Annotated in this window: 28 protein-coding genes and 1 pseudogene; 17 read left to right on the forward strand and 12 right to left on the reverse strand. The window is 67.7% G+C overall.

Annotated features, from left to right (window positions below; genetic code table 11):
* The first annotated feature begins 61 nt into the window (after positions 1–61).
* The 4 genes from ACQCSZ_RS01005 to ACQCSZ_RS01020 all read left to right on the forward strand — a co-directional run bounded on the left by ACQCSZ_RS01005 (position 62) and on the right by ACQCSZ_RS01020 (position 2721).
* The gene (locus tag ACQCSZ_RS01005) at positions 62–652 is read left to right on the forward strand and encodes an ArsR/SmtB family transcription factor (protein WP_427006297.1); all 591 of its coding nucleotides are present in this window, start codon (positions 62–64) and stop codon (positions 650–652) included.
* Between the two features lie 306 nt (positions 653–958).
* Positions 959–2071 (forward strand): 3-deoxy-7-phosphoheptulonate synthase, encoded by a 1113-nt coding sequence (locus ACQCSZ_RS01010; protein WP_427006298.1) that lies wholly within the window; start codon positions 959–961, stop codon positions 2069–2071.
* 160 nt (positions 2072–2231) lie between these two features.
* Entirely contained in the window at positions 2232–2456 is a 225-nt protein-coding gene (locus ACQCSZ_RS01015) for a helix-turn-helix domain-containing protein (RefSeq protein ID WP_427006299.1), read from the forward strand.
* A 166-nt stretch (positions 2457–2622) separates the two neighbouring features.
* Positions 2623–2721, forward strand: a complete 99-nt coding sequence (locus tag ACQCSZ_RS01020; RefSeq protein WP_003792170.1) for a 30S ribosomal protein bS22 — start codon at positions 2623–2625, stop codon at positions 2719–2721.
* A gap of 102 nt (positions 2722–2823) precedes the next feature.
* Here the strand turns inward: ACQCSZ_RS01020 and ACQCSZ_RS01025 are convergent, their stop codons facing one another.
* Positions 2824–3642 carry an HAD family hydrolase gene (locus ACQCSZ_RS01025; RefSeq protein WP_427006300.1) on the reverse strand — a complete coding sequence of 273 codons (819 nt, stop codon included), beginning with the start codon at positions 3640–3642 and terminating at the stop codon, positions 2824–2826.
* A gap of 140 nt (positions 3643–3782) precedes the next feature.
* Between ACQCSZ_RS01025 and ACQCSZ_RS01030 the strand changes: the two genes are divergently transcribed.
* A complete protein-coding gene (locus ACQCSZ_RS01030) occupies positions 3783–4055 on the forward strand; it encodes a glutaredoxin family protein (protein WP_427006301.1) in 273 nt (90 codons plus the stop codon).
* Between the two features lie 73 nt (positions 4056–4128).
* A complete protein-coding gene (locus ACQCSZ_RS01035; RefSeq protein WP_427006302.1) occupies positions 4129–4824 on the forward strand; it encodes a redox-sensing transcriptional repressor Rex in 696 nt (231 codons plus the stop codon).
* A 76-nt stretch (positions 4825–4900) separates the two neighbouring features.
* On the opposite strand, the gene ACQCSZ_RS01040 is transcribed toward ACQCSZ_RS01035, so the two are convergent.
* The 3 genes from ACQCSZ_RS01040 to ACQCSZ_RS01050 all read right to left on the reverse strand — a co-directional run bounded on the left by ACQCSZ_RS01040 (position 4901) and on the right by ACQCSZ_RS01050 (position 7553).
* Positions 4901–5689: a hypothetical protein gene (locus ACQCSZ_RS01040; RefSeq protein WP_427006303.1), complete on the reverse strand. Its 789-nt coding sequence runs from the start codon at positions 5687–5689 to the stop codon at positions 4901–4903.
* Positions 5690–5900: 211 nt separating this feature from the next.
* The gene (locus tag ACQCSZ_RS01045; RefSeq protein ID WP_427006304.1) at positions 5901–6752 is read right to left on the reverse strand and encodes a hypothetical protein; all 852 of its coding nucleotides are present in this window, start codon (positions 6750–6752) and stop codon (positions 5901–5903) included.
* Between the two features lie 252 nt (positions 6753–7004).
* Complete coding sequence (locus ACQCSZ_RS01050) at positions 7005–7553, reverse strand: YceI family protein (RefSeq protein ID WP_427006305.1); 549 nt, start codon at positions 7551–7553, stop codon at positions 7005–7007.
* Positions 7554–7766: 213 nt separating this feature from the next.
* Here ACQCSZ_RS01050 and ACQCSZ_RS01055 point away from each other — a divergent pair, with 213 nt between their 5' ends.
* From ACQCSZ_RS01055 to ccsB, 5 genes are read left to right on the forward strand one after another with little or no spacing between them, the layout of a single operon-like run.
* Positions 7767–8432: a histidine phosphatase family protein gene (locus ACQCSZ_RS01055; protein WP_427006306.1), complete on the forward strand. Its 666-nt coding sequence runs from the start codon at positions 7767–7769 to the stop codon at positions 8430–8432.
* Between the two features lie 33 nt (positions 8433–8465).
* Positions 8466–9068, forward strand: a complete 603-nt coding sequence (locus tag ACQCSZ_RS01060) for a TlpA family protein disulfide reductase (protein WP_427008459.1) — start codon at positions 8466–8468, stop codon at positions 9066–9068.
* 13 nt (positions 9069–9081) lie between these two features.
* The gene (locus ACQCSZ_RS01065) at positions 9082–9837 is read left to right on the forward strand and encodes a cytochrome c biogenesis CcdA family protein (RefSeq protein ID WP_427006307.1); all 756 of its coding nucleotides are present in this window, start codon (positions 9082–9084) and stop codon (positions 9835–9837) included.
* Positions 9837–11738 carry a cytochrome c biogenesis protein ResB gene (resB, locus tag ACQCSZ_RS01070; RefSeq protein WP_427006308.1) on the forward strand — a complete coding sequence of 634 codons (1902 nt, stop codon included), beginning with the start codon at positions 9837–9839 and terminating at the stop codon, positions 11736–11738. The genes ACQCSZ_RS01065 and resB overlap by 1 nt, the downstream gene beginning before the upstream one ends.
* The gene (gene ccsB, locus ACQCSZ_RS01075; protein ID WP_427006309.1) at positions 11738–12874 is read left to right on the forward strand and encodes a c-type cytochrome biogenesis protein CcsB; all 1137 of its coding nucleotides are present in this window, start codon (positions 11738–11740) and stop codon (positions 12872–12874) included. Before resB ends, ccsB begins: the two co-directional genes overlap by 1 nt.
* 550 nt (positions 12875–13424) lie before the next feature.
* Here ccsB and ACQCSZ_RS01080 read toward each other — a convergent pair.
* Together ACQCSZ_RS01080 and ACQCSZ_RS01085 are read right to left on the reverse strand one after the other, a co-directional pair.
* Positions 13425–14153: a hypothetical protein gene (locus ACQCSZ_RS01080; protein WP_427006310.1), complete on the reverse strand. Its 729-nt coding sequence runs from the start codon at positions 14151–14153 to the stop codon at positions 13425–13427.
* A 339-nt stretch (positions 14154–14492) separates the two neighbouring features.
* On the reverse strand, positions 14493–14918 hold the full coding sequence (locus ACQCSZ_RS01085) for a PLD nuclease N-terminal domain-containing protein (RefSeq protein WP_427006311.1): 426 nt from the start codon (positions 14916–14918) through the stop codon (positions 14493–14495).
* Between the two features lie 151 nt (positions 14919–15069).
* Between ACQCSZ_RS01085 and ACQCSZ_RS01090 the strand changes: the two genes are divergently transcribed.
* Positions 15070–15378: a DUF4229 domain-containing protein gene (locus tag ACQCSZ_RS01090; RefSeq protein WP_427006312.1), complete on the forward strand. Its 309-nt coding sequence runs from the start codon at positions 15070–15072 to the stop codon at positions 15376–15378.
* 79 nt (positions 15379–15457) lie between these two features.
* Here ACQCSZ_RS01090 and ACQCSZ_RS01095 read toward each other — a convergent pair whose 3' ends face one another.
* The 4 genes from ACQCSZ_RS01095 to ACQCSZ_RS01110 all read right to left on the reverse strand — a co-directional run bounded on the left by ACQCSZ_RS01095 (position 15458) and on the right by ACQCSZ_RS01110 (position 19038).
* Complete coding sequence (locus tag ACQCSZ_RS01095) at positions 15458–16339, reverse strand: 1,4-dihydroxy-2-naphthoate polyprenyltransferase (protein WP_427006313.1); 882 nt, start codon at positions 16337–16339, stop codon at positions 15458–15460.
* A 60-nt stretch (positions 16340–16399) separates the two neighbouring features.
* Positions 16400–17539 carry an AMP-binding protein gene (locus tag ACQCSZ_RS01100; protein ID WP_427008460.1) on the reverse strand — a complete coding sequence of 380 codons (1140 nt, stop codon included), beginning with the start codon at positions 17537–17539 and terminating at the stop codon, positions 16400–16402.
* Positions 17540–17622: 83 nt separating this feature from the next.
* Positions 17623–18576 (reverse strand): 1,4-dihydroxy-2-naphthoyl-CoA synthase, encoded by a 954-nt coding sequence (locus tag ACQCSZ_RS01105; protein WP_427006314.1) that lies wholly within the window; start codon positions 18574–18576, stop codon positions 17623–17625.
* Positions 18577–18597: 21 nt separating this feature from the next.
* Positions 18598–19038, reverse strand: coding sequence for a VOC family protein (locus ACQCSZ_RS01110; RefSeq protein ID WP_427006315.1), 441 nt, complete (start codon positions 19036–19038; stop codon positions 18598–18600).
* Between the two features lie 187 nt (positions 19039–19225).
* Between ACQCSZ_RS01110 and ACQCSZ_RS01115 the strand changes: the two are divergent.
* A pseudogene (locus ACQCSZ_RS01115) lies at positions 19226–20424 on the forward strand (IS4 family transposase).
* A gap of 157 nt (positions 20425–20581) precedes the next feature.
* On the opposite strand, the gene ACQCSZ_RS01120 reads toward ACQCSZ_RS01115, so the two are convergent.
* The gene (locus ACQCSZ_RS01120) at positions 20582–21343 is read right to left on the reverse strand and encodes a CPBP family intramembrane glutamic endopeptidase (RefSeq protein ID WP_427006316.1); all 762 of its coding nucleotides are present in this window, start codon (positions 21341–21343) and stop codon (positions 20582–20584) included.
* 255 nt (positions 21344–21598) lie between these two features.
* On the opposite strand from ACQCSZ_RS01120, the gene ACQCSZ_RS01125 reads away from it, so the two are divergent.
* Positions 21599–23056, forward strand: coding sequence for an amino acid permease (locus tag ACQCSZ_RS01125; protein WP_427006317.1), 1458 nt, complete (start codon positions 21599–21601; stop codon positions 23054–23056).
* Between the two features lie 232 nt (positions 23057–23288).
* Here the strand turns inward: ACQCSZ_RS01125 and ACQCSZ_RS01130 are convergent, their stop codons facing one another.
* On the reverse strand, positions 23289–23465 hold the full coding sequence (locus ACQCSZ_RS01130; protein ID WP_427006318.1) for a CsbD family protein: 177 nt from the start codon (positions 23463–23465) through the stop codon (positions 23289–23291).
* A 176-nt stretch (positions 23466–23641) separates the two neighbouring features.
* On the opposite strand from ACQCSZ_RS01130, the gene ACQCSZ_RS01135 reads away from it, so the two are divergent.
* The 3 genes from ACQCSZ_RS01135 to ACQCSZ_RS01145 all read left to right on the forward strand — a co-directional run bounded on the left by ACQCSZ_RS01135 (position 23642) and on the right by ACQCSZ_RS01145 (position 26196).
* Positions 23642–24130 carry an SRPBCC family protein gene (locus ACQCSZ_RS01135; protein ID WP_427006319.1) on the forward strand — a complete coding sequence of 163 codons (489 nt, stop codon included), beginning with the start codon at positions 23642–23644 and terminating at the stop codon, positions 24128–24130.
* Positions 24130–24825, forward strand: coding sequence for a pentapeptide repeat-containing protein (locus ACQCSZ_RS01140; protein ID WP_427006320.1), 696 nt, complete (start codon positions 24130–24132; stop codon positions 24823–24825). Before ACQCSZ_RS01135 ends, ACQCSZ_RS01140 begins: the two co-directional genes overlap by 1 nt.
* Positions 24826–24966: 141 nt before the next feature.
* On the forward strand, positions 24967–26196 hold the full coding sequence (locus tag ACQCSZ_RS01145; protein WP_427006321.1) for a thiolase family protein: 1230 nt from the start codon (positions 24967–24969) through the stop codon (positions 26194–26196).

Consider the following 26196-nt stretch of genomic DNA (forward strand, 5'->3'; position numbering starts at 1 on the left):
GCCAGCGGAGGCGCGGAAATAGTGGATGCCATCCCGGGTATATGTCGCTAGTGTGGAGGGCATGGTGACAGACGACGTATTTGCCGTCATTGCTGAGGCAACCCGGCGTGACATTCTGGTATCCCTCCGCAAGGGGGACAAGGCGGTGGGGGAACTGGTCCAGGAGCTTGCGGCGAGCCAGCCCACCATTTCCAAACATCTCAAGGTACTCCGCGAAGCGGACCTGGTGAGCATGCGCGCCCAGGGCCAGAAGCGCTACTACGCACTGAATCCCAAGCCCCTGGCCGGGATCGCCAGCTGGCTGGAGACGTTCGACGTCGGCCCGGCCGGCCCGGCGGGTGCCGCGGGGGCGTCACCGGCCCGGGTGCCGGACGCCCGGCTCCAGGCCGCCCCCGACAGCCTGGCAGCAGCCGCCGCACCGTCTGCTGCTGCCACTGCTGCCACTGCTGCCGGCACAGCTGCTTCGCAGCTTCCGGCCGCGGCGCTGGCGAACCGGCCGGCGGGCAGCCCGCTCAGCGCCGCCGTCGTCATTCCGGTGGGCCCCCCGGTCGAGGACAAGATGCCGCAGCAGCTCGGGCGCACGGTTGGCCGGGCCGCCACCAAGGCCGCCGACCTGCTGGCCAGCCTGCCGAAGTTCGGCCGCAAAAAATAACCCAACTGGCTCGCAGTTGTTGTCGTTTTGGGCGCCCAAAACGACAACAATTGCGAGTTACTTGGGTGGAAATGTTACGGTCCCGGATGCGCCCGGTTTTGCCCGGGGGCCGATGCCGGGGTTATGGTGCTCACATGACTAACCGTTGGTATGCGTATTTTTCGTTGGCTCTGGAGGGGCCCGCGTCGAACTGACACGCATCCAACTTTCCTTCAGAGCCAACAGGGCAGAGATCATTCTCTGCCCTTCGCCATTTCCCGGCGGGTTCTGACCAGGGCCCGCTCCGCACCGGAACAGGACCCCAACATGAGCATCGAAGCAGCCCCCGAATCCCAGCAGCGCACCTCCAACCTCCGCGTCAGCGAGTTCACCGCGTTGCCCACCCCGCAGGAGATGATCGCGGAACTGCCGCTTGACCCCCGCATGGCCGACGTCGTCGGACGCGGCCGGGATGAGGTGCGCGCCATCATGGACGGCGTCGACGACCGCCTGCTGGTGATCGTGGGCCCCTGCTCCATCCACGATCCCAAGGCCGGACTGGAATACGCCCGCCGGCTGGTCAGTCAGGCTGAAAAGCACCGCGAAGACCTGCTGATCGTCATGCGCGCGTACTTCGAGAAGCCGCGCACCACGGTGGGCTGGAAGGGCCTGATCAACGACCCCAGGCTCGACGGCAGCCACGACATCGCCGCCGGCCTGCGCGCCGCCCGCGGGTTCCTGCGCCAGGTCACCGCGCTCGGCCTGCCCGCGGCCACCGAATTCCTCGAACCGATCAGCCCCCAGTACATGGCCGATCTCGTCTCCTGGGGTGCCATCGGGGCCCGCACCACCGAAAGCCAGATCCACCGCCAGCTGGCGTCCGGGCTGTCCATGCCGGTCGGCTTCAAGAACGGGACCGACGGCGGTCTCCAGGTCGCGCTCGACGCCTGCAGCGCGGCGGCGGCGGCCCAGGCGTTCCTCGGGATCGACGGCGGGGGCCGGGCGGCGCTGGTGGCCACCGCCGGCAACCCGGACACCCACATCATCCTCCGCGGCGGCCGCCAGGGTCCCAACTACTCGGCTGCCGACGTCGGGGCCGCCTCCGCCACGCTGGCCGGCAAGCAGCTGAACCCGCGGCTGATCGTGGACGCCAGCCATGCCAACAGCGGCAAGAACCACCACCGCCAGGCCGAGGTGGCCCTCGAAATCGGCTCGCAGCTGGAAAGCGCGGGGCCCTCCGCGGGTGCCATCGCCGGCGTCATGCTGGAGAGCTTCCTGGTGGGCGGGGCCCAGGACCTGGACGTCGCCAGCCATGCCGCGGGCACGGACGATCTGCTCTACGGCCAGAGCGTCACGGATGCGTGCATGGACTGGGACGTGACCGCGGCTGTGCTGGGTCAGCTGGCAGCCTCGGCCCGCACGCGCCGGACCCGCGGCTGAGTCGACAGCACCGCAGCTGCGGGATTCCTGGGCAAACCTTTCACATTGGCACCACAAGCACCTAGAGTTACTAACAGTGGTTGTTTGATGGCTCAGCATCTGCACACCGCCATGTCATCCAGGTGGGGCTGCCGTTCGCATGAGCAAAGGAATAAAGGAAATGTCTCCGGAGGCCAATTTCTCCAACGCACGCTTTTTGACCGTGGCTGAAGTCGCGGAGGTCATGCGGGTGTCAAAGATGACCGTCTACCGCCTGGTGCATTCGGGAGAGATGCCGGCCGTGCGCTTCGGACGCTCCTACCGGGTACCGGAAAACGCTGTCGAACAGTATCTCAAAGGCGCGGTGGTCGACAGGCACGCCGACGGACGTACGGAAACAGGCTGAACTGTCCGCGGACAGGGCCTGCGGTCGTAGGCCGCCCCGGATAGGCGGTACCCTGTTAAGGAACGTTTTACGTCATCGTAAGAACCTGTCAGTTGTTCAGTCTCAAGCTCAATCCGCGGACGACTCCCAGCAGACAGGTCCTGCATCTAGTTTGTGAGGGACTTTCGTGGGTTCAGTTATTAAGAAGCGTCGCAAGCGTATGGCCAAGAAGAAGCACCGCAAGTTGCTTCGTAAGACGCGCCACCAGCGCCGCAATAAGAAGTAGCAATAGTTCGCACTGCGTGAAATGCCCGTTGCCTTCCCGGCGGCGGGCATTTTCTTTGGCGGGGTGGTCCAGGCGGCCTGACCGCAGAGCGGCGGCCTGGCCTCAGCGGGTGGGGCCGCGGAAGCGGGAGAAGCCCCGCCAGAGGCCGTAGACGACCCCTCCGACGGTGGCCGCCTTCAGGCCCAGGGTGGCCGCGCGCCGTCCGGAGCGGAAATCGTAGACCGGCCAGTTGTTGTCCCGGGCGTGGCGGCGCAGCCTGGAATCCGGGTTGATGGCCACCGGATGCCCCACCATGCCCAGCAGCGGGATGTCATTGTGGGAATCGCTGTAGGCCCAGCACCGGTTAAGGTCCAGGCCCTCGGCTTCGGCAATGTCACGGACGGCAACGGCCTTGGCCGGCCCGTGCAGGATGTCGCCCACGAGCCTGCCGGTGTAGGAACCGTCCACGATCTCGCCCACCGTCCCGAGGGCGCCGGTCAGGCCCAGTCGGGTCGAAATCACGGTGGCCACCTCGATCGGCGTCGCGGTCACGAGCCACACCCTGCGGCCCACCCGCAGATGCTGCTCGGCCAGCGCCTTGGCGCCAGGCCAGATCCGGGATTCAATCATTTCGTCGTAGACTTCCTCGCCGAGCGCCTCGATGTCCTCCACGGTGATGCCGGCGGCAAGGGTGAGGGCGGAATCGCGGACGGCGTGGACATCATCGATGTTTTCCCCGCGCAGCACGAACATGAACTGCTTCCAGGCGAAACCGGCGGCCTGGGGAATGGTGAAGGCCCCGCGCTGGTACATCTTGCGCGCCACGTGGAACAGGCTGGCGCCCTTCATGAGGGTGTTGTCGACGTCGAAGAACGCGGCCTCGCCATGCTGCCAGGCTGCATGCGGCGCCGTGGCCACAGCGGCGTACTTCTCCTCGGGCATGCCTCGAGTCTAGTCATTGCGGGCGTTCCTCCCGTGTCGCACGCGTCATGACGGCCCGCGAAACACCCCGGACCGGCCCGTTTTGCCCCTCCGGCTGCCCTGCGTCGACGCCGGGCGCGCCGCCGGGCTACCGTGGAACCATGCCCACGCCCGCGCCCCGCCCCGACGTCGTCCTGATCACCAAAACCGACTGCCACCTCTGCGCCGAGGCGCGCGCCGCCGTCGGCCGAGTCACGGCGGCTCTGGGGATTGACTGGACGGAGCAATCCGTCGACGACGACGCCGAGTTGCGCGAGCGCTTCGCCGAGGAGATCCCGGTGTTGCTGGTGGACGGAGTCCAGCGGGATTTCTGGAAAATCGACGAAACACGGCTGGCGCGGACCCTGCGGCGGGCCCTCGGCCAGGAGCCCTGACGCGGCCTGCTTTGATGCGTGAACTGCCGGGGATCTAGAGTGGAAGGCACAACGCGACGCAATGGAGCAGATAGTGACTTCGCTGGATTCAACTCCCGAGGCTGTGCCGGCGGGATCCGGGACCGCCGCCAAGCTGATACCACCCGCGGCCGTGGCCCGGCTGACCCTCTACCTGCGCGCCCTGACGACGCTGCGCGCTGAAGGCGTCGACAGGGTTTCCTCCGAATCCCTGGCCGAGGCCTCGGGCGTCAGCTCGTCCACGCTCCGCAAGGACCTCTCCTATGTCGGTTCCTATGGAACCCGCGGCGTGGGCTACGAGGTGCAGTACCTCACCCGGAACATTGCCGCCGCCCTGGGCCTGACCCACGACTGGAAGGTCGCGATTGTCGGTGCCGGCAACCTGGGCAAGGCCCTGGCCAGGTATGGCGGGTTCGAATCCCGGGGCTTCGACATCGTCGCCATCTTCGACGCGGACCAGATGGTGGTGGGCAGCGAAGTGGGGTGGCTGCGGGTCAGCGACGCAGCAGACCTTGAGCCCGTGCTGCAACGGACGGGTGCGAACATGGTGGTCCTGGCGCTGCCTGCCGCGGTGGCCCAAAGCGTGTGCGACCGGGTTATCGCTGCCGGCGTGCGGAGCATCCTCAGCTTCGCACCGGTCATGCTGCAGGTGCCGCCGGGGGTCAACCTCCGCAAGGTGGACATGGCGACCGAGCTGCAGATCTTGGCATACCACGCGCAACGGGCGCAGGACCCGGAGGACGCCGGCTAGTTTCAGCCAGCCCGTCCGGCTCCCGCGCCCTGTAAGCGTGCCTGGGACTACTTCCCCGGAGCTACTTCCTTGGGGGCTACTTCCCGAACGGAGCGCCCGGCTGCCCGTACGGGTTGGCGAACGGCTGCCGCTTCTGGAAGTACGGCGACGCGTCCGGCAGGTAGAGCAGCACGATCGCGGCGATGCCGAGCAGGGCCGAGAGGGTTCCGGGGCCCAGCGGGAAAACGCTGAGGACGGAAAGCGCGGCGAAGACGGTACCCAGGATGCGCGCCCAGTTCTTGCCCTTACGGACGTTAATGGCGACAAGGGCGTAGAGGCCGGCGCCGATCACGGCGACCGCCACAATGGTCCCGATGATGATGCCCTTGATGGAGTTGAAATCTATCTGGGTGCCGCTTGCACGCATCTGCTCCTCGAACTGCTGCCGGAGGGCGGGGGTGTCGATGAGCACGATCGAGAGCAGGACGGAGAGCAGCCACACCGCTCCGGATGCAATGAGCAGCCAGAAGGCAATGTTGACCAGCTTGGGCGCCTCTCCCGGAGCTGCCGGCTGTCCGGGAGGGAACTGGGCATAAGGGGACTGTCCGTAGCCGGAGTTCCCGAACTGCGGGGGCTGCTGGCCGTACTGGGGCACCTGCGGAGCGACCTGGCCGTACTGCGGCGCAGACGGGGGCTGCTGGCCGTACGCGGGAGGCTGGGGTGCCTGCTGGCCGTACTGCGGCGCTGACGGGGGCTGCTGGCCGTACGCGGGAGGCTGGGGTGCCTGCTGGCCGTATTGGGGGCCGCCCTGGCCGTAGCCTGGTGCCGGCGGCTGGCCCGGTTCGGGGCCGTCCGGATTCGAAGGGGGGACTGGCGGGTTGCTCATGGGCGGTCCTTTGCATGTCGATTTCGGCTCTGCATTCCGGGACCAGTGATCCTGCCCTGCCCCCAGCATGGTCAGTTCCACCGTACCGCGGGCCGGCAGTCGCGAGGATCATTCCGGAGAGGTATTCCCGGCCCTTATCTCCGAACGCGGACATGCCGCGGCGGGCAGATGGCCCCGACGCGGACTTTCGGCAAAATGTTGCCGCTGGCGGCTACTGGGCGCGGCCCCGGAGCCCCGCAAACCAGGCCTGCGAGTTGGGCAGCCACATGAGCACCACGGCCGCGAGACTGACGATGAAGCCAGGCCAGCTCCCGCCGCCCCGGCCGTCCGCGACGCTGGCATTGATGATCGCCAGAACCAGGGAAATGCCGGCAACAACCGTCAGGGCAAAGCGTGCCCACTCCCGGCCCTCCTTCATCTTCATGGCCAGGATGACCTGGGCCGCGGCCAGGACGAGCGCCACCAGCACCAGCAGCAATACCAGAAGGCCCAACGGCGGGACGATCGCAATGAGGACAAAGGACCCGAAGAGGCCGATTACTCCGCCCAGCAGGCCCAGCAGGCCGCCGATGAGCCAGATCCAGTAGGAAACCTTCAGCTCGGTCGGCATCTGGGTGACGGTGAACATGCCGGAGAAGCCGCCCTGGGGGAGCACATCGTTGAAGTTCCTGGGGCGGTCGCTCGGCATCTCGAAGCGCATCCCGCCCGCCGGAGCCGGCCGGCCGGGCTGGCCGGGAGCCGGATACCCCTGCTGCGGCGCCTGGCCGTAGCCCGGCTGGCCCGGCGCCCCGTAGCCCTGCGGGGGAGTCCCGTAGCCCGGCTGGCCCGGCGCGTCGTATCCCTGCGGGGGAGTCCCGTAGCCCTGCGGGGAAGCCCCGTACGCCTGCGGGGAAGCCCCGTACGCCTGCGGCGGAGCTTGGTACCCCTGGGGAGGCGCCTCGTACCCCTCGGGAATCTGCTGGCCCGGCTGTGACGGGGCGGAGCCGGCGGGCGGGACATTGTTGGACTGCGGGGGGAGGGCACCCGGCTGCTGCTGCGGCGGTACATCACTAGGGTTGCTCATGGCTCCCACTGTAGACGGCGCTTCTGCTGTTATCTAGGGAATTTGCGGCCTGCCGCGGGCCTGCCGCGGGCCTGCCACGGGCTGCCGGCGGCCGCCCAGACCGTGCGGCGGAAACCCGGAGCCGGCCTAAAACCCGGAGCGGGCTTAAACCCCGGAGTGGGCTTAAACACAGCACCCCGCTCCATCACAGGGATGAAGCGGGGGGCTCCGGACAGGCGCCGGCAACGGGCCAGGTCTGCCCAAGGGTACTGACTAGGCTGCGGGAGCGATGAAAGCCAGTTCGAGGTTGACGGCAACCTTGTCGCTGACGAGCACTCCGCCGGCGTCCAGGATTGCGTTCCAGGTCAGGCCGAAGTCCTTGCGGCTGATGGTCGTCTCGGCGGACAGGCCGGCGCGGGTCATGCCGAACGGGTCAACGGCAACGCCGTTGAACTCGGTGTCCAGGGCCACCGGGCGGGTAACACCCTTGATGGTCAGATCGCCCACGAGCTCGTAGCTGTCGCCCTTGGGGACGATGGCGTTGGAGACGAAGGAGATTTCCGGGAAATTCTCGACGTCGAAGAAGTCCTCGCCGCGGACGTGGCCGTCGCGGTTGGCATCGCCGGAGTCGAAGCTGGCGGTCTTGATGGTGGCGCTGACCTTGGAGTCGGCGACGTTCTCGGCGAGGTCCAGGGTGGCCTCGGCATCCTTGAACTGGCCGCGGACCTTGCTGATGCCGGCGTGGCGGACGGTGAACGCGATCTCGCTGTGCGAGTTGTCGAGGGTCCAGGTGCCGGTGGTGACGTTGGCGGGAAGTGCCATGGGGGTTCTCCTTGAGTCGGGTGGGTCTTGCTTCAGTTCGTCTGATCGTCAGCCGAGGCTTCGTTGGTTGAAGTCTCAACTAACCGCTGAATCAAGTATTACATGCATTTGCATCTTTTGTCCCAACTCCGGGGAACATTTCTCCAAACTTTTCAGTTCTACTCCCTGTAGAAGATTTCGTCATTACCCCTGCCCTTTGCGAAACTGGTACACATGCCCCAAGCCACTGTTCATTTGCTCCGCCACGGCGAGGTCCACAATCCCGATCGTGTCCTGTACGGCAGGCTGCCGGAATTCCACCTCTCCGGGCTCGGCCAGCAGATGGCCGGGGTGCTGGCGGACCACTTCGCCGAACGCGCCGCACAGGGGGCGAAGATCGTCCACCTGGCCGCCTCCCCGCTGGCACGCGCGCAGGAGACCGCGCGCCCGATCGCCGGGGCGCTCAACCTGGAGATTGCCACCGAGGCCCGGATCATCGAGGCCGAAAACTACTTCGAGGGGCTCCACGTCTCCAAGGCCGAACTCCTCAAGCCGAAGCACTGGCCCAAGCTGTGCAACCCGTTCCGGCCCTCCTGGGGCGAGCCGTATAAGCAGCAGGCGGCCCGCGTCATGGCCGCCGTCCAGGACGCACGCGTGCGCGCCGTCGAGCTCGGCGGCGACGGCGCGGAGGCCATCCTGGTCAGCCATCAGCTTCCCATCTGGGCCACCCGGCTCAGCGCCGAGGGCAAGCCGTTGTGGCATGATCCGCGGAAGCGCGAGTGCACGCTGACGTCGCTGACGTCCCTGGTGTTCGACGACGCCGGCACCCTCGTGCGCGTGGACTACAGCGAGCCTGCTGCCGCCCTGCTTGCCGGTGCGTCCAGCACCCCGGGGGCCTGACGCATGGCCGGCCACAAGGGAAACAACAAGGGAATGCCGGCGGCGCTGTCCCGCCGCACCGTCCTGACGGCGGGCGGCGCCGCCCTCGCCGTCGTACTGGGGCTCTCCGGCTGCGCGCAGGAGGATGCACTGGCCAAGCAGGCCAAGGCCGGGGACAACAAGAACTACGTGGCCGGCGACGGCTCGGTGACCGAGTTCGCCGTCGCGGACCGCAAGGCGCCCGTGGATGTCAGGGGGACGCTGTTCGACGGCACCGCCGTGGCGCCCGCGGACTTCCTCGGGAAGGTCACCGTGCTCAACTTCTGGTTCGCCGCCTGCGCCCCGTGCCGGGTTGAAGCACCCTCCCTGGAGGCCCTGAACCAGGAGTTCAAGAGCCAGGGCGTGCAGTTCTTCGGCGTGAACCTCCGTGACGAGAAGGCCACCGCCGACGCGTTCGACAAGACTTTCAACCTCACGTATCCGAGCTTCAATGACAAGGACGGGGCCGTGCTGCTGGCCGTCTCCGGCCTGGTGCCGCCGGGAGCCGTTCCCACCACGCTGGTGCTGGACAAGCAGGGCCGCGTGGCTTCCCGCGTCCTCGGTGAAATCCAGAAGGGCACCCTCAAGTCCCTCATCGCCGCCGCCGTGGCCGAGTAGCGGCGGCGCGGCCGTGAACAGCCCCTTCGCCGAAGCCATCCTGAACGGATCGCTCCTGCTGGCCGTGCCCGTGGCGCTGCTGGCCGGCGTCGTCTCCTTCCTCTCGCCCTGCGTGCTGCCGCTCGTGCCCGGGTACCTGGGCTACGTGACGGGACTGACCGGCGTCGACCTCCAGAAGCAGAAGCGCGGCCGCATGCTGGCCGGCATCGGGCTCTTCGTGCTGGGCTTCTCGGTGGTCTTCGTGCTGCTCGGCGGGGCGTTCGGCCAGCTGGGGACGCTGATCACCGGCTCGCAGAACAAGTGGATCACGCAGCTGCTGGGCATCCTGGTGATCATCATGGGCGTCGTCTTCATGGGCGGCTTCGGCTGGCTCCAGCGCGACGCCAAGATCCATGCCAGGCCGCCGGCCGGGCTGTGGGGCGCGCCGCTGCTGGGCATCACCTTCGGCCTGGGCTGGGCGCCGTGCATCGGGCCCACCTATTCCGCCGTCCAGCTCCTGAGCCTCTCCGGCGGATCGTCGGCGGCCAAGGGGGCTTTTCTGGCCTTCGTGTATAGCCTTGGCCTGGGCCTGCCGTTCCTGCTGATCGCCCTGGCCGTGCGCCGCGGCATCGGCGTGATGTCCTTCTTCCGCAAGCACCGGCTCGCCATCCAGCGCACCGGCGGCGGCATCCTGGTTGTTCTGGGCCTGCTGATGGCCAGCGGCGTGTGGGGGACCTGGGTCTCCGAATTGCAGTACTGGTTCCAAACCGATGTGAAATTGCCGATCTGATGAGCGAGCGAGTGAACGTACCCAAGAAGTCCCCGGCCCCCGGCACCGCGCCCGACGCCACGCCCGGTACCGCGCCCGGCGGCACGCCCGGCACCACCAATCCGGTGGCCGCTGCCAAGGCGGAGGCTGTCCTTCCGACGCTTGGCCCGTTGGGCATGCTCCGCTGGGCGTGGACCCAGCTGACCAGCATGCGCACGGCGCTGTTCCTCCTGCTCATGCTCGCGGTCGCTGCGGTGCCGGGCTCGTTGTTCCCGCAGCGCCCGGCCAATCCCTCGATCGTCACGCAATACATCAAGGACCACCCGGACTACGGCAAGCTCCTGGACTCGCTGCAGCTCTACGACGTCTATTCCTCCGCGTGGTTCTCGGCCATCTATATCCTTTTGTTCATCTCGCTGATCGGCTGCGTGGTGCCCCGCGCCATCGCGCACTACAAGGCGATGCGCTCGCAGCCTCCCCGCACTCCCGCACGGCTCTCCCGGCTCCCCGAGTACGGCACGCTCGTGATCCCCGCCGACGCCGGGATCCCGGCGTCGGCCGCCATCACCGACGCCGCCGGGCTGCTGAAGAAGCGCGGGTACCGCGTGGACATCCGGAACCACGACGGCGCGCGGCCGTCCCTGGGGGCGGAGCGCGGCTTCCTGCGCGAAGTCGGAAACCTCGTCTTCCACAGCGCCCTGATCGGCGTCCTGATCTCCGTCGCCGCCGGCGGCCTGTTCGGTTACAGCGGGCAGCGGATCCTGGTGGAGGGGGACACGTTCGTGAACACCCTGGTCGGCTACGACCAGTTCACGCCGGGCACCAACTTCCAGAGCAGCCAGCTCCAGCCCTACTCCGTGCAGCTGGACAAGTTCCGGATCACCTTCGACCGCGAATCCAAGGGCAAGTTCGGCCAGCCCATCGACTTCACGGCCGACGTGACCACCAAGGAGACCCCGGACGCACCCGCGAAGAGGGAAGTGCTGAAGGTCAATGATCCGCTGAGCCTCGGCGGCACCAGCATGTACCTCACCGGCAACGGCTACGCCCCCGTGGTCACCGTCCGCGACGGCGCCGGCAACGTCGCCATGCAGGGCCCCGTGGTGGCCAAGCTGCAGGGCGACAACTACTACTCCTCCATCGTCATCAAGGTCCCGGATGCCAAGCCCGAGCAGCTCGCCTTTGCCGGGTTCTTCCTGCCCACGGCCTTCGTCACCGAGCAAGGCGTCTCCTTCAGCGGCGATCCCGAGCTGATCAACCCGCAGCTGAGCCTGAACTCCTACTACGGCGACCTCGGCCTGAACGACGGCGCCCCGCAGAACGTCTTCGAGCTCGGCGTGAAGAAGCTGACCCCGCTCAATGCCCGGAACCTGGACACCAAGGGCATCACCCTCGCGCCGGGTGCCAGCTACACGCTCCCGGACGGCAAGGGCTCCATCAGCTTCGACGGCGTGAAGCGCTACGTGGGCGTGGACATCCACCACAACCCCGGGCAGCTCTACGCGCTCATCTTCGCGCTCCTGGCGGTCGCCGGGCTGGTCACCTCGCTGTACGTGAACCGGCGCCGCGTCTGGGTCCGGACCGGAACCCACGCGGACGGCCGCACCATGGTCGAATACGGGCTCCTGGCCCGCGGTGAAGACCACCGGCTGGCCGGCGAGGCCAAGGCGATCCGGTCCCTGCTGGCCGGCGCCTGGGAGCTGGACGAGGATACCGTCTCCCCCGACGATGCCCCGCCCGCCCCCGCCCCCGCGGCGCCGGCCTCCGCCGCCTCCCAGCCCGCTCCCAGCAGGGGAGCGGACAATGGCCGGGCGGATACCGGCGCGGCCGGTGCCGGCGGCACGACGTCGTCCCCGGAACAACCTGCAGCAGGCTTCATCCAGTCAACAGCCGGCTCCTCTGAGTCAAAGAAGGATCAGTAATGCCGTTCTCCATCAACGAAACCATGGGGCAGTACAGCGAGCTGTTCATGCTGCTCGCCGCCGGTACCTACACGGTCGCTTTCGTCGCCTTCGCCTGGGACCTGGCCAAGAGCAGCAAGATGCTGCGCGCCGTGGACCTCAAGGCGGCCGCCGCCTCCGGGACAAGCGCCGGTGCCGCGAGTGTGAAGGTTCCCGTCGGGGCGGGTGTGGGGGCCGGAGTGCGTGTCGGAGCGGGTCCCGCCGACCGTGCCGACTCGGACGTCAGCGGGCCCGTCGGCCGCGCCGAGCGTCCGACGTCGTCCGTCTCGCGCGCCGCGCAGGGCAGCACCACCGGCGTCGGCCAGACCGCCGACGGCGGCATGCGCTACGGTGCCGAGCGGCGCGCTCCGGCCCGGGTCGCCGTCGCCGTGACCGTGCTGGGCGCCGCGATCCATGCGGCAGGCGTCATCACGCGGGCCATCGGCGCAGGCCGGGTGCCGTGGGGCAACATGTACGAGTTCCTCAGCACGGGCGCGTTCGTGGCCGTGGCGGTGTTCCTCGTGGTGCTGATCCGCCGCGACCTGCGCTTCCTGGGCACGTTCGTGATCGGCCTGGCCGTCATCATGCTGGTCGCCGCTTCCGTGGCGTTCTGGACGCCCGTCGGGCACCTGGTGCCCGCCTTGCAGAGCTATTGGCTGATCATCCACGTGTCCATCGCCGTGATGTCCTCCGCGCTGTTCACCCTGACCTTCGCCATGTCCGCGCTGCAACTGCTGCAGTCGCACCGGCAGAAGGTAGTGGCTGCGGGCGGCGGCGACAAGCTGGGATTCCTGCGCCTCGTGCCGTCCGCCCTGAGCCTGGAGAACCTGTCCTACCGGATCAACGCGATCGCCTTCATCGGCTGGACGTTCACGCTCATGTTCGGTGCCATCTGGGCCGAGAAGGCGTGGGGCCGGTTCTGGGGCTGGGACACGAAGGAAGTGTGGACCTTCGTGATCTGGGTGGTCTATGCAGGCTACCTGCACGCCCGCGCCACCCGCGGCTGGACCGGAACCCGGGCGGCATGGCTGTCCATTGTCGGCTACCTGTGCGTGGTCTTCAACTTCACGATCGTGAACCAGTTCTTCAACGGCCTGCACTCCTACTCGGGGCTGTAGTCCTCGCGGGGGCTCCTCCGCGGGGATGTAGCCCTCGCGGGGGTGCCCCTCCGCGATTTGCCGGAGATGGCCGCTAAGCGACCCCGCTTGGGGGCCATTTGCCGAAGATGGCCGCTAAGCCACCCGCTTAGCGGCCATCTGCGTCATATGGGCGGGCGGGCGGGGAGGTCCGGCCGCGCCCGGCATCGTGGGCCTTATGAACCGGTCGGCTTCAGGAACCAGGGACCCTGGCAGGATTCCAGCCGCGTTCCGTCATTTCCGCCCGGACCCTGGTGGCGGCGCTCCCGTTCCCTCCGCGATTTGCCGGAGATGGCCGCTAAGCCACCCGCTTGGCGGCCATTTGCGTCATATGGGCGGGCGGGCGGGAGAGCGGGGCGCTGCCTTAGGAAGCGGGACCGCCTCATGAAACCGTGTCCGCACTACGGACCCTGCGCCCCTTTAGGGACCGTGGCCGGGGCAGGATTCCATCCGCGCTCCGTCAACGCCGCCCGGACCCGGGTGACGGCCCTGGGTTCCATCCCCGGTGCAAACGGGGTGAGGTCCCGTTGGGTCAGGACCACGACCCGCCAGCCGGCGTCCCTGGCGTCCTCGTCCCGGAAGATGTCGCTGCGCCGCTGGGCTGGGCTGGGGTGGCGTGGTGGCCGCCGTCGTACTGGATCGCAATCTTCTGCTCCTCATAGGACAGGTCGGGGTCCTGGATCCAGCGGCCGGTCTCGTCAAACATGGGGATGTTGATTCCGGGTTCGGGAAGGCCGTGGCGGAGCAGGAGCAGCCGGAGTTCGGTCTCCTTGGGGGAGTCGGTGCCCGCCCGCATCAAAGACCGGGCCTGCAGCGCGCGGCGGTAGCCGGGGTGGCCCTTCTTGCCAGCAAGGTAGGCATCCAGCAGGGGCAGGCTGGCCAGCGGATTCCTCCGCCGGAGCAGGAAATCCCCCGCAATCACAAGGTCGTCCAGGCCAAGAATCCGGGCAAGGTCGAACCAGGTCCGCAGCGGCGAGGTGCAGACCAGCCGACGCCCGGCGGTGATCTCCTCGGGTTCGAGGGCGTGCTGGTGGCCGACGACCCCTTTGCGACGCACGGAACGCCTGCCCGGCAGACTCGTCAGGTGGATGATGACCAGGCGTTCAAGGGCAGCGGGCAGCGGGAATCCCCACAGCACTGCAGCCGAAGTGTGGCTCACGATGGTGCCGGTGACCGCCGTCAGGGCGCGCAGCCGTTCGAGCAGGCTGTCCTCGGACGAGGCTGCGGCCCGGACGCCGTGACATGGACTGACCAGATCCACGGCCCGGGTTCGACGTCGGCTCAGCCCTGCAGCCCGGGCTTCGGCCACGGTAAAGGGTTGGTTCCGGAGATGCCGGGGTAGCTCGCTGGGTCGGCGCATAAAAGCATTGTGCGGCCACTGGGAGGGGGCGGGATCGTTATCCACAGGACGAACGGGATGTGGGGGAGTAGTGGGCGGCGGTCCTGGTCCCGGATATGGACGTTCGCGGGTGCCGATTTGCCGAAGATGGCCGGTATGAGCGTGGGATTCCGGCCGGATGTGGCAAAGGGGTCTTCGCTGGGCCCTAGAGCCGTGCCGCACCCCGCCCCGCAGGGTCGTCAGCCGAGGCCCGGGCTTGGCCTATTTGACTTCGTCGGTGCCCTGCGCCCCGGCCTCGTCGGAGCCGTGGGCATTGCCGGAACCGGTGCCGCCGATGTCACCGGGGGCGCCGCCGAGCTTGCGCTCCCTGGCCTCCAGTTCGTCCTTCAGCTTCTTGAGCCGCTCGGCTTCTGCCTGCTGGCGGCGGCGTACTTCCAGGTTGCGTAGGAATTCCGGATCATCGTCCGGTGCGATGGGGTGGCCGTAGCTTGCCGGGGCGGCAGCGGTGGCACGGGGGCGGCCGATGATGAACCAGAGGACGGCGCCGACCACCGGAAGCACGATCTGGACCACGATCCATGCCGGCTTTGAAATGCCCCTGGTGAGACGCGCGTCCGTGCGGATCACATCGACCAGTCCGTAGACAAACACGACGAGAACGACGATTGGGACCACGACACGAAGCATACCTTCAGTCTAGCCTCCGGGGGCGTCCCCGGCGCGGGCCCGGGCTCCCGCCCGGTGCCGGCGGGCAACCGAAGCCGGAATCCGGAACCCCCGAAATCCCCCGGAAACCACGGCAGAGCCCAGGCCGACGCCGGACGGCTAAACTTGAAGCGTGGCATTCCTGAAATACACCCTGATCCGTCTGGCCCTCTTTGTGCCATTGTTCGCGCTGTTCGTCTACCTGCAACTGGGCTGGCTGCTGGCCGTCCTCTGCGCCGGCATGATGGCCTTCGCCATCAGCTTCCTCTTCTTCCAGAAGCAGCGTGACGCGGCTACAGCGAACCTCCACCAGCGCTTCTCGGGCAACGCCAAGCCGCTGCGCAGCGCGGGTGAGAAGGACGACGCCGACGCCGAGGACCGCCTGGTGGATGAGCACCCGGACGTCGTGGTCCGCAAGGACAGCCGGCCCAAGGACTCCTAGCAGCCCGCCTCACATCTGCCGGCTCAGCCCCCCGCCGAGCCCGGGGGCCGGTCCGCCCGCTCGAGCCCGCCCAGCCCCCTCAGAACCCGTGGCTCAGCACCAGGCCCAGGGAGAACAGCACGGCGTAGCCCAGGTTGATCAGCCCGGTCTGCTTCAGCACCGGGATCAGGCTCTTGCGCCGCCGGCCGGCAATCATCAGCCAGGACGGCATCAGGCTCGCAGGAATCAGCAGCAGGACAAGGAGTATCCAGGGCCGGCCGGGTGCGAGCACAATCACCAGCAGGATCGCGACGGCGAGCATCAGCACGTAGCTTTCCCGCGCATGCTTGTCCCCGAGCCGCACCGCCAGCGTCTTCTTCCCGGCCACCCGGTCGGTGGGGATATCGCGGACGTTGTTGGCCATCAGCAGGGCGCAGGCAATGAGGCCCGTGCCGATGGCCCCGATGATGGCGGCGAGGCTGAGCTGGCTGGCCTGCGTGTACGTGGTGCCGAGCGTGGCCACGAGCCCGAAGAAGACGAACACGAACACGTCGCCCAGGCCCAGGTAGCCGTAGGGGTTCTTGCCGCCCGTGTAGCCCCAGGCCGCCAGCACGCAGCCGATGCCCACGAGGATCAGCCACCACGACTGCGTCATGACCACGAGGACCAGGCCGGACACCATCGCGAGCCCGAAGGCCGTGAAGGCCGCCCACTTGACGTGGTCGGGCCGGGCCGCGCCGGACCCGACGAGCCGGAGCGGGCCCACCCTGTCCTCGTCAGTGCCGCGGATGCCGTCCGAATAGTCGTTGGCGTAATTGACGCCGATCTGCAGCAGGAGGGCGACCAGCGCCGCCAGGACCGCGTTGACCGGGCGGAACGCGTCCATCTCGTAGGCCGCGGCAGTGCCGATCAGGACCGGAGCGATCGCGGCCGGCAGGGTGCGCAGTCGGGCGCCTTGAATCCATTGTGCGGCAGTGGCCACGTTCAGTACCTCGTGTTGATTCGGGTGTTGATTCGGTGACGCCGGGAATGCCCGGCTTCTCTATTTTCCCTGATGCAGGGCGTCCAGCCGGACAGTCATGCCCAGCCGGTCCGGTTTGCCGTTGGGCAGCATGAGCAATTCCCCGGCGGCGAGAACGGTCTTCGGCGCCAGCCGCCCCAGTACCTGCGCCCAGGAAGCGCGGGCGGTGAACGCGGCGATCCCATCGGGGGATCTGTCGGCCACCGCGACGTAGGCGGCGAGGGCCTGCCCCCACTCTGCGGACGGGACGCCGGCCACAAAGGCCGCCAGCACGCCGTCGAGCTTCTCCAGCTCCGCCTGCACATGCGCGGCCGAGACCTTGACGCCGCCGGTGATGACGACGTCGTCGGCGCGGCCCAGCACGGTCAGCCGGCCGGCCGCGTCGAGCTCGCCGAGGTCGTTGGTGCGGTACCAGCGGACGCCGTCTTCCTCGACGAACGTCTCCGCCGTGAGCGCGGGCGCGTCCAGGTAACCGGCGGCAACGACGGGACCGCCCAGCAGGATGCGCCCGTCCGCGCCCAGTTTGACCTCCACGCCGTCGAGGGGCACGCCGTCGTAGACGCAGCCGCCGCAGGTCTCGGCGGAGCCGTAGGTGGTCACCACCCGGACCCCGGCGTCGCGGGCGGCGGCCAGGAGCCCACGGGAAGCAGGCGCCCCGCCGAGCAGGACCGCGTCGAAGCGGTGGAGCGCCGCCAGGGTGTCCGCGGAGGGGGTGTCCAGCAGCCGCTGCAACTGCGTCGGGACGAGGGAGGTGAAGCGGATCCTGTCCGTGAGCTCGAGGGCCGCGGCGGTGAAGGCCTCGGGCGTGAAGCCGCCGCGCAGGTCCATGGCCCAGGGCCGCGTGCCCGCGAAAAGCGAGCGGACCAGCACCTGCAGCCCGGCGACGAACTGCACGGGCAGCGCCAGCAGCCACTGGCCTTCGCCCTTGAGCGCCAGGGCGGTGGCCATCGAGGAGGCGGCCAGCGCGTCCACGGTCAGGACCGTGGCCTTGGGCGTGCCGGTGGAACCGGAGGTCCGCACCACGACGGCGGCGTCCCCGACGCCGGGGGTTTCGACAAGCTCAACCACCGGGCTGCCGTCCGGTCCGGCGGAAAGTTCGACGGCGGGGCCCTCGCCGTGGAGGGCGGCGGCCAGCGCCGCGAGCGCGGGCTCGATGTTCACAGCTCCGGAAGCCACAGGTCCTGCCTTGGAGGTCGTCGGGTGAGAGGTCGTCGGATCGGAAAGTATTCCTTGGAAGGAATGGTTTAGAAGTAGTACGGGAACCTGGACCAGTCCGGGTCGCGTTTTTCGAGGAAGGCCTCCTTGCCTTCCACCGCTTCGTCGGTCATGTAGGCCAGCCGGGTGGCCTCCCCGGCGAACACCTGCTGGCCGGCCAGGCCGTCGTCGGCGAGGTTGAAGGCGAACTTGAGCATGCGGATGGCCTGCGGGGACTGCCGGGCGATGTCCGCGGCGTATTCCAGCGCCACGTCCTCGAGCCGTTCGTGGTCCACGGCCTCGTTGACGGCACCCAGGCGGACCATGTCCTCTGCGGAATATTCGCGGGCCAGGAAGAAGATCCCGCGGGCGGCCTTCTGGCCGATCTGGCGGGCCAGCAGCGCGGAACCGTAGCCGGCGTCGAAACTGCCCACCGTCGCGTCGGTCTGCTTGAACTTGCCGTGCTGGCGGGAGGCGATGGTGAGGTCCGAGACGACATGCAGCGAGTGTCCGCCGCCGGCCGCCCAGCCGTTGACGACGGCGATGACCACCTTGGGCATGGTGCGCATGAGCCGCTGGACCTCCAGGATGTGGAGCCGGCCAGCGCGGGCGGGATCGATGGTCTCCTGGGTCTCGCCCTCTGCATAGCGGTACCCGTCGCGGCCGCGGATCCGCTGGTCGCCGCCCGAGCAGAACGAGTGGCCGCCGTCCTTGGGCGACGGCCCGTTGCCGGTGAGCAGCACGGTGGCGACATCCGGGGTCATCCGGGCGTGGTCCATGGCCCGGTACAGCTCATCCACGGTGCCCGGACGGAAGGCGTTGCGGACCTCCGGGCGGTTGAAGGCGATGCGGACCGTGGGCAGGTCCCGCATGTACGAGCCGTCAGCGGAGCGCTCCACCTGCCGGTGGTAGGTCATGTCCTGGAAGTCGTCAAAACCGGACACGGCGCGCCAGCGGGTGGGGTCGAAGACGTCGGATACCTGGGCGGGGATTTCGTTGTTCACAGTCCGAGTCTAGTAATCGCGTCAGCTGATGCAGAACTCGTTGCCCTCCGGGTCCGCCATGGTGTGCCAGGAATGCGGGCCCTGGCTGGCCGTCCACAGGAACGTGGCGCCGCGCGCCTCCAGGGCGGCGCGGACGTGATCCTTGTCTTTGCCGGCGAGGTTGACGTCCCAGTGGATCCGGTTCTTGACGGTCTTGTCCTCCGGCGCGGTCTGGAAGAGGATGCGGCGGGCCGGAGGTCTGGCGTCCAGCTCTTCGGCCGGGCGGATGGCTGCCCCGTCGCGCCACACGAGCTTGCCGTTGTGGATCAGGGTGTCCGCCTCCGTGGCGAAGCCCTGCCCGATCATGGACCGGATGAAGCCCTCGTCCTGCGGCTCCACGGCCCAGTCCAGGGTTTCGGCCCACCAGTCGGCGAGCTCATGCGGATTCCTGCAGTCGACGGCGATCTGGATGTTCAGTGTCATGGAATGAAACTACGACGCCGGCGCCCCGCTCGGTAGGGGCGTGCGGCTCAGCCTCCCGTCCGACTTCATGCAACGCGGGGTCACTTACGGCCCATTCGGAGCGCCGGAATGGGCCGTAAGTGACCCCGCGTTGTTTATGCCTAGCCCCAATGCCGTTCACTTAGAGTAGTTGTGTTAATCTTTCGGCATGGCGCGTAGCGGATGGGTGACTCCCGAGGGTCCTGAGCGGTTGAGTGACCACGTCTCGCTCGGTGTTTTGACGCGGGTTTTCCCGCCGGATGTCGTTGATGCGGTGATTGGGCGGACCGGGGCCCGTGAGCAGCGGAACCGGTTGCTGCCGTCGCGGTTGATGGTCTATTACGTGATGGCGCTGGCCTTGTTTTCGGCCGGTTCGTATGAGGAAGTGATGCGGTCCCTGCTGGCCGGCATGGAATGGATCACGGGCCGGTTCCGGGACTGGCAGATGCCGACGAAGGCCGCGATCTTCAAGGCCCGGACCCGCCTCGGTTCCGCCGTGATGGCCGAACTGTTCGCCGAGACCGCGAAGCCTCTGGCACTCCCGGGCGGTCCGGGATTCCACGGCTCCTGGCGGCTGGTGTCCGTGGACGGGACCTGCCTGGATCTGGCGGACACGGAGGCCAACGAGCGCGCGTATGGCAGGCCGGGCACGGCCACGGATCTGAAAAGCGCCTACCCGCAGGCGCGGTGCTCGGCCTGGTCGAATGCGCCACGCACGCGGTGATCGGGGCCGTGGTCTCCGGCTTTTCCACGTCCGAGCACGACCTCTATCCGGGCCTGCTCCACCGGCTGGAGGCGGACATGCTGGCCATGGCCGACCGCGGGTTCTTCTCCTACACGGCCTGGAAGGACAGCTCCGGAACCGGTGCGCAACTGCTGTGGCGGGTCAAGGCCAACGCCGTGCTGCCCGTGCTCGAGGACCTGGCCGACGGCTCCTACCTCTCCGCCGTCTACGCGAACCCGAAGGCACGGCGGAACAACACGGACCCCATCCGGGTGCGCGTGATCGAATACACCGTCAGCACCGGCGACACGAGCAGCGAATTCCGGCTGATCACCACGATCCTTGACCCGCACGCCGCCTCCGCGGAGGACCTTGCCGAAGCCTACGCCAAACGCTGGGAAATCGAGTCCTGCTTCGATGAACTCAAAACCCACCAGCGCGGCCCCGGGACCGTGCTGCGCTCCAAAACCCCCGACGGGGTCCTGCAGGAAATCTACGGATACCTCTGCGTGCACTACGCCATCCGGTCCCTCATCGGCGACGTCGCCCACCACTTCGAGGAAGACCCCCTGAGGTTCTCTTTCACCCGCACCCTCCGGGCAGTACGGCGTTCCCTCGCCGCGCGCCCGGCTATTTCCCCCTGAGCGTCTGGCGGAGGCCTTCACGGTCTTCTGCCGCGAAATCCTGCATGAACTGCTGCCCCCGCGCCGGCCAAGAACCAACCCCCGCGTCATCAAAAGGAAAATGTCGAACTGGCCACTCAAGCGAATACCAAAAAAGCCTAAGTAAACAGTATTGTGCCTAGCCCTGCAGCTGCTGGAGCTGCTCGAGGACGTCCGGGGGGATCGCATAGATGAAGATGACCGCCAGGAGGTTCTTCGAGGCGTGGACGAAGTAGGAGAACATCACGTTCCTGCCGGCCCAGACGTAGACGAACACCAGGACCGCGCCCATCGCGAGGTAGGGCATCAGCACCTGCAGGGTCAGTTGCTCCTGGCCCACAATGTGCAGGGCCGCGAACAACACCACGGACAGCGCGCAGCACACCCAGATGTTGACCCGCCGGCTCAGCTTTCCGATCAGCAGGTGCCGGAAGATGTACTCCTCCACGAAGGGCCCCACGATCACCAGCAGGGGCACCATCAGCCAGGCCGGCACCTGCTGCATGAGCGCCTGCAGGCCGGCCTGGTTGGCGGAGGTCTGCACCGGACCGCTGAGTGCGACGAGGACCGCGGTAAGGATCATCATCGCCACCACCGCCAGCGGGACCATGAGCAGGGTGAACCATGGCCGGGTGGCCAGGACCCGGAGGTCGCGCGCGGCGACGTGCCGGGCGGCGGCCAGGGCCAGGAGGCCGATGGTGCCGTAGAAGACCAGATTCACGGTGTAGGATCCGACGGCCGGATTCGGCGAGATCTGCAGTAGCAGCGGCGCCAGCAGATCGCCGGCCGCGGCAAAGAAGGCGGCCACGGCCACATACAGCCCGGCGGCGGTGAGATCGAGTCCGGTAAAACGGTAGAGTTCCGGCCGCGGAGCCGGTGGTGTGCGAAGAGCTGTGCCCATGCCACCAGCCTAGCGCCGCAGCCGGGGTTGCGAAGCCGGGGAAATTCAGCCGGCACGTGGCACGCAGGGCCCCGGGATGTTGCCCGCGTCACTTTGGGGCCGAAAGAGCTTGTATTATGGAAGAGCCGCGCGAAGGTTCGACCTTTCACGGCCTCCGGTACACATTGTTGCCCCCGCAGGGGTTCAGCCCGAATTTAGCGTGTACCGAAGCCCACGGGCCTGTCCCGGCCATACCTCGACCCACAAGGAACAGTTGTGCCACAAAGTACTGCCACCGAACTAAAGACCGCGCCATCCGCCGTCGTCGACCCCACCCTCAGCGCCGAGGGCTACAAGAAGACCCTCGGCCGACGCCACGTCACCATGATCGCGATGGGCGGCGCGATCGGCGTCGGCCTCTTCATGGGCGCCGGCGGCCGCCTGGCCTCCACCGGCCCGGCCCTGATCTTCTCCTACGCCATCGCCGGCGTCATCGCCTTCCTGCTGATGCGGGCCCTCGGCGAGCTCATCATGTACCGCCAGACCTCCGGCTCCTTCGTCAGCTACGCCGGCGAGATGTTCGGCAAGAAGGGCGCCTACATCTCCGGTTGGATGTACTTCATCAACTGGGCCATGACCGGCATCGCCGAACTGATCGCGATCGGCCTGTACTTCCAGTTCTTCTTCCCCAACGTTCCCGTGGAATTTTCCGCCATCGCCGCGCTGGTGCTGCTGGTGGCCGTGAACCTGCTGAGTGTGAAGGCCTTCGGCGAGTTTGAATTCTGGGCCTCCTGCCTCAAGGTCGCGGCGATCGTGATCTTCCTGGCCGTGGGCACCTTCATGGTGGTCACCAACGCCAAGGTGGGTGCCGGCCACGCCTCCGTCAGCAACCTCTTCGCCGCGGACGGCGGCATGTTCCCCAAGGGCGCGCTGGTCATGATCCTCGTGCTGAACGCCGTGATCTTCGCCTACAACGCGATCGAACTCGTGGGCATCACGGCCGGCGAAATGGAAAACCCGGAGCGCGAAGTGCCCAAGGCGATCCGCGCCGTCGTGCTCCGCATCGTGGTGTTCTACGTCGGTTCCGTAACGCTGCTGGCCATGCTGCTGCCCTCGGACCAGTACAAAGCCGGCGAATCGCCGTTCGTCACCGTGTTCGGCCAGATGGGCCTTCCCTGGATGGGCGACGTGATGAACATGATCGTCATCACCGCGGCGCTGTCCTCCTCCAACTCCGGGCTGTACTCCATCGGCCGGATCTTCCGCACCATGGCCAACAATGGGCATGCCCCGCAGTGGCTCACCCGGATGTCCACGCGCCACGTGCCGTATGCGGCCATCCTCGCGATCGCCAGCGTCTACCTCGTGGGCATCCTGCTGAACGTCTGGCTCGGCGGCTCGCACGCCTTCGACCTGGCCTTGAACTCCGCCTCCATCGGCGTGATCTTCACCTGGGGCTCCATCTTCGCCAGCCAGATCGCGCTGCGGAAGAAGAAGGGGAAGGTCTCCTCGCTGCCGATGCCGGGTTCACCCTGGACCAGCTGGGCCGGCCTGATCGCCCTGCTGGCCATCGCGGTGCTGATCGGCTTCGACACCATGACGGACAAGGCGAGCGGCGAGGTGTTCCCGCTGGGCCTGTGGACCCTGGCCACCATCCCGTTCTTCGCCCTGGTGCTGTGGCTCGGCTGGCAGAAGGTCAAGCACAACGAGCCCAAGAGCGAGCTCTTCAGCTAGCCGTTTCCGTTCATCCCCGTCGGTTGCTCCGTAACCGCCGTTATGAGCGTGGATAAGGGCAGTTACGGAGCAACCGACGACGGCGGGCCCCCGGTGAGGGGGCCCGCCGTCGTCGTCTCGCCGCGGCTCAGCCGCTGCCTGGTCCGCTGCGGACACGGCAGCGGCGCCGGAGATCCCCCAAGGGAAGTCCGGCGCCGCAGCCTGGTGAAGATTTGGGTGAAGATTTGCGGGATCAGTCCTTCTTGAAGGTGTCCTTGACGTCCTCGCCGACCTTCTTGGCGTCGGCTACGACCTGGTCCTTCTGGCCCTCGGCCTTGAGGCGGTCATTGTCCGTGGCATTTCCCGTGGCTTCCTTGGCCTTGCCGCCCAGGTGCTCCGCCTCGTTCTGAATCTTGTCTCCGATACCCATGGTGGGAACCACCTTTCGTTTCCGGTTGTAATTCAACGCACATTCACAATAACACAAAGCATGCTTACTATTTCAAGGGGCTGTCGGCTCGAAGGGGCTGCCGGGGATTGATATTGCGGGTTGCAGCCACTCCGGCGGGGTGAAAAATTCCGGGGAGCCGGGCTAGGCTCGAAGCCATGGACCACAAAACCAGCCTCACGCAGCACATCAAGGCCCCGGCGGACAAGGTGTGGGCGGTCGTTTCGGACATCCCGGGATCGGCCGCGACGCTGTCCGGCATCGATTCCGTCCAGATGCTCACCGCGGGCCCGTACGCCGAGGGCACGCGCTGGAAGGAAACCCGCACCATGATGGGCCGGTCCCAGACAATGGAGCTGTGGGTCGCCCAGTGCGAACCGCCTTCCCCGGGCCGGGACGGCGGCACCCGCGGCGGCAGCACCACGGTCAAGGCGCGCCAGGGCGGCGCCGACTACACCTCGCGTTTCGCCCTTGTGGAGCGCGACGGCGGGACGGACCTGACGCTCACGTTCGGCGCCGAGGTCATCAAGCCCACGCGGCTGGGCAGGATCATGATGGCGGTGCTCGGCCCGATCGGGATGCGCATCACCCGCAAGGCCCTCGCCAAGGATCTGGCGGAGATCGCAGCCAAGGCCGAGTCCCTGTGATGGTGCGGGCCACCCCTGCCGCCAGGACGGCCAAGACGGCGAAGGCAACCAAGGTCACGCCGCCGCGCCTGGCGCCCGTCCTGCTGGGGGAGCTGAGGGACGATCCGGCGCCGGACTTCCAGCGCGGCGAGCGGTACGACGGCGTCCGGTACAGCCGCGCGTCCGCCGACGGCCTGGAGCTCAGCGGCACGGACTTCGCCGAGTGTGAGTTCGCCGGGATCTCCTTCAACGAGACGCAGCTGCGCGGCGCCACGTTCCGCGACTGCATCATCGCGGAGCTCTACGCCCCCGTGTTCATGGCGGCGCGGGCCACCCTGCGGGACGTGGAGTTCTCCAATCCGCGCTGGGGCTCCGCCGAACTCTACGAGAGCGGCTGGCAGTCGGTGCGGATCGACGGCGGCAAGCTGGACTACGTCAACCTGCGCGGCTCCAGGCTGACGGATGTGCAGATCAGCGACTGCATCATCAACGAACTCGACCTCGGATCCTGCGCGGCCACCCGGGTGGTCCTGAAAAACTGCACCATCGGCACCCTGGACCTCAGCGGCGCCAGGCTGACGGACTTCGATCTGCGCGGCACCGATTTCCGCACCATCAGCGGCCTGGACAGCCTGTCCGGCCTCGTCGTCGACGATTACCAGCTGACCCTGCTCGCGCCCCTGCTGGCGGGACATCTGGGCATCGTGGTCGCGTAATCACAGGGCATCCGGTTGACCCCGTTGCCCTGCCGTGTAATCTTTATAGAACGAACGGTCGGTAATGAACTTGCGCTCCTTAGCTGAAGGCGTGTTGCCGCCGCGGACAACAGTGCTGTTTATCGCGTGAAGGGTGTACCCATGGCATCAGCAGTTGCAGGACCACAGGCATTTCTCGTTGGCGGTGCCCGCACCGCCGTGGGCCGTTACGGCGGTGCCCTCTCCGCGGTCCGCCCCGATGACCTGGCCGCCCTGGTGGTCCGCGAAGCCGTGGCCCGCGCCGGCCTGGATCCGGACAGCATCGACGAGGTGATCCTCGGCAACGCCAACGGCGCCGGCGAGGAAAACCGCAACGTCGCCCGGATGGCGACCCTCCTGGCCGGCCTTCCGCTGCACATTTCCGGCATCACCGTGAACCGGCTCTGCGCGTCCGGCCTGAGCGCCATCATCATGGCCAGCCACATGATCAAGTCCGGCGCCGCGGACATCGTGATCGCGGGCGGCGTCGAATCCATGAGCCGGGCCCCCTGGGTGCAGGAAAAGCCCCGGACCGCCTTCGCGAAGCCCGGCGAAATCTTCGATACCTCCATCGGCTGGCGCTTCGCCAACCCGCAGTTCACGAAGGGCCGGCTCTCCCGTGACGGCAAGATGACGTACTCCATGCCGGAAACGGCCGAGGAAGTCGCCCGGGTGGACGGCATCTCCCGCGAGGACGCCGACGCGTTCGCCGTCCGCTCGCACGAACGCGCCCTCGCCGCCATCGCCGCCGGCCGCTTCGCCGACGAGATCGTCCCCGTGACCGTCAAGTCCCGCAAGGGCGAGACGGTCGTGGACACCGACGAGGGCCCCCGCGCCGGGACGACGATGGACATCCTCGCCGGGCTCCGCCCCGTCGTCACGGGCGGCTCGGTGGTCACCGCCGGCAACTCCTCCACCCTCAACGACGGCGCCTCCGCGATTATCGTGGCCTCCGAGGCCGCGATCAAGAGGCTCGGCCTCACGCCGCGCGCCCGCATCATCGACGGCGCCTCCGCCGGCTGCGAGCCCGAGATCATGGGCATCGGCCCCGTCCCGGCCACCCAGAAGGTGCTGGCCCGGACCGGGCTGAACGCCGGTGACCTCGGCGCCGTCGAACTTAACGAAGCGTTCGCCACCCAGTCCCTGGCCTGCATGCGCCGGCTCGGCCTGGACCCGGAGACCGTGAACCGCGACGGCGGCGCGATCTCCCTGGGCCACCCGCTGGGTTCGTCCGGCTCACGGATCGCCATCACCCTGCTGGGCCGGATGGAACGCGAAGACGCCAGGATCGGCCTCGCCACCATGTGCATCGGCGTCGGCCAGGGCACCGCGATGCTGCTGGAGCGCGTCTAG

Origin of the sequence: Pseudarthrobacter sp. H2 (assembly GCF_050157045.1) — a bacterium.
In the GTDB taxonomy this organism is placed as follows: Bacteria; Actinomycetota; Actinomycetes; order Actinomycetales; family Micrococcaceae; genus Arthrobacter.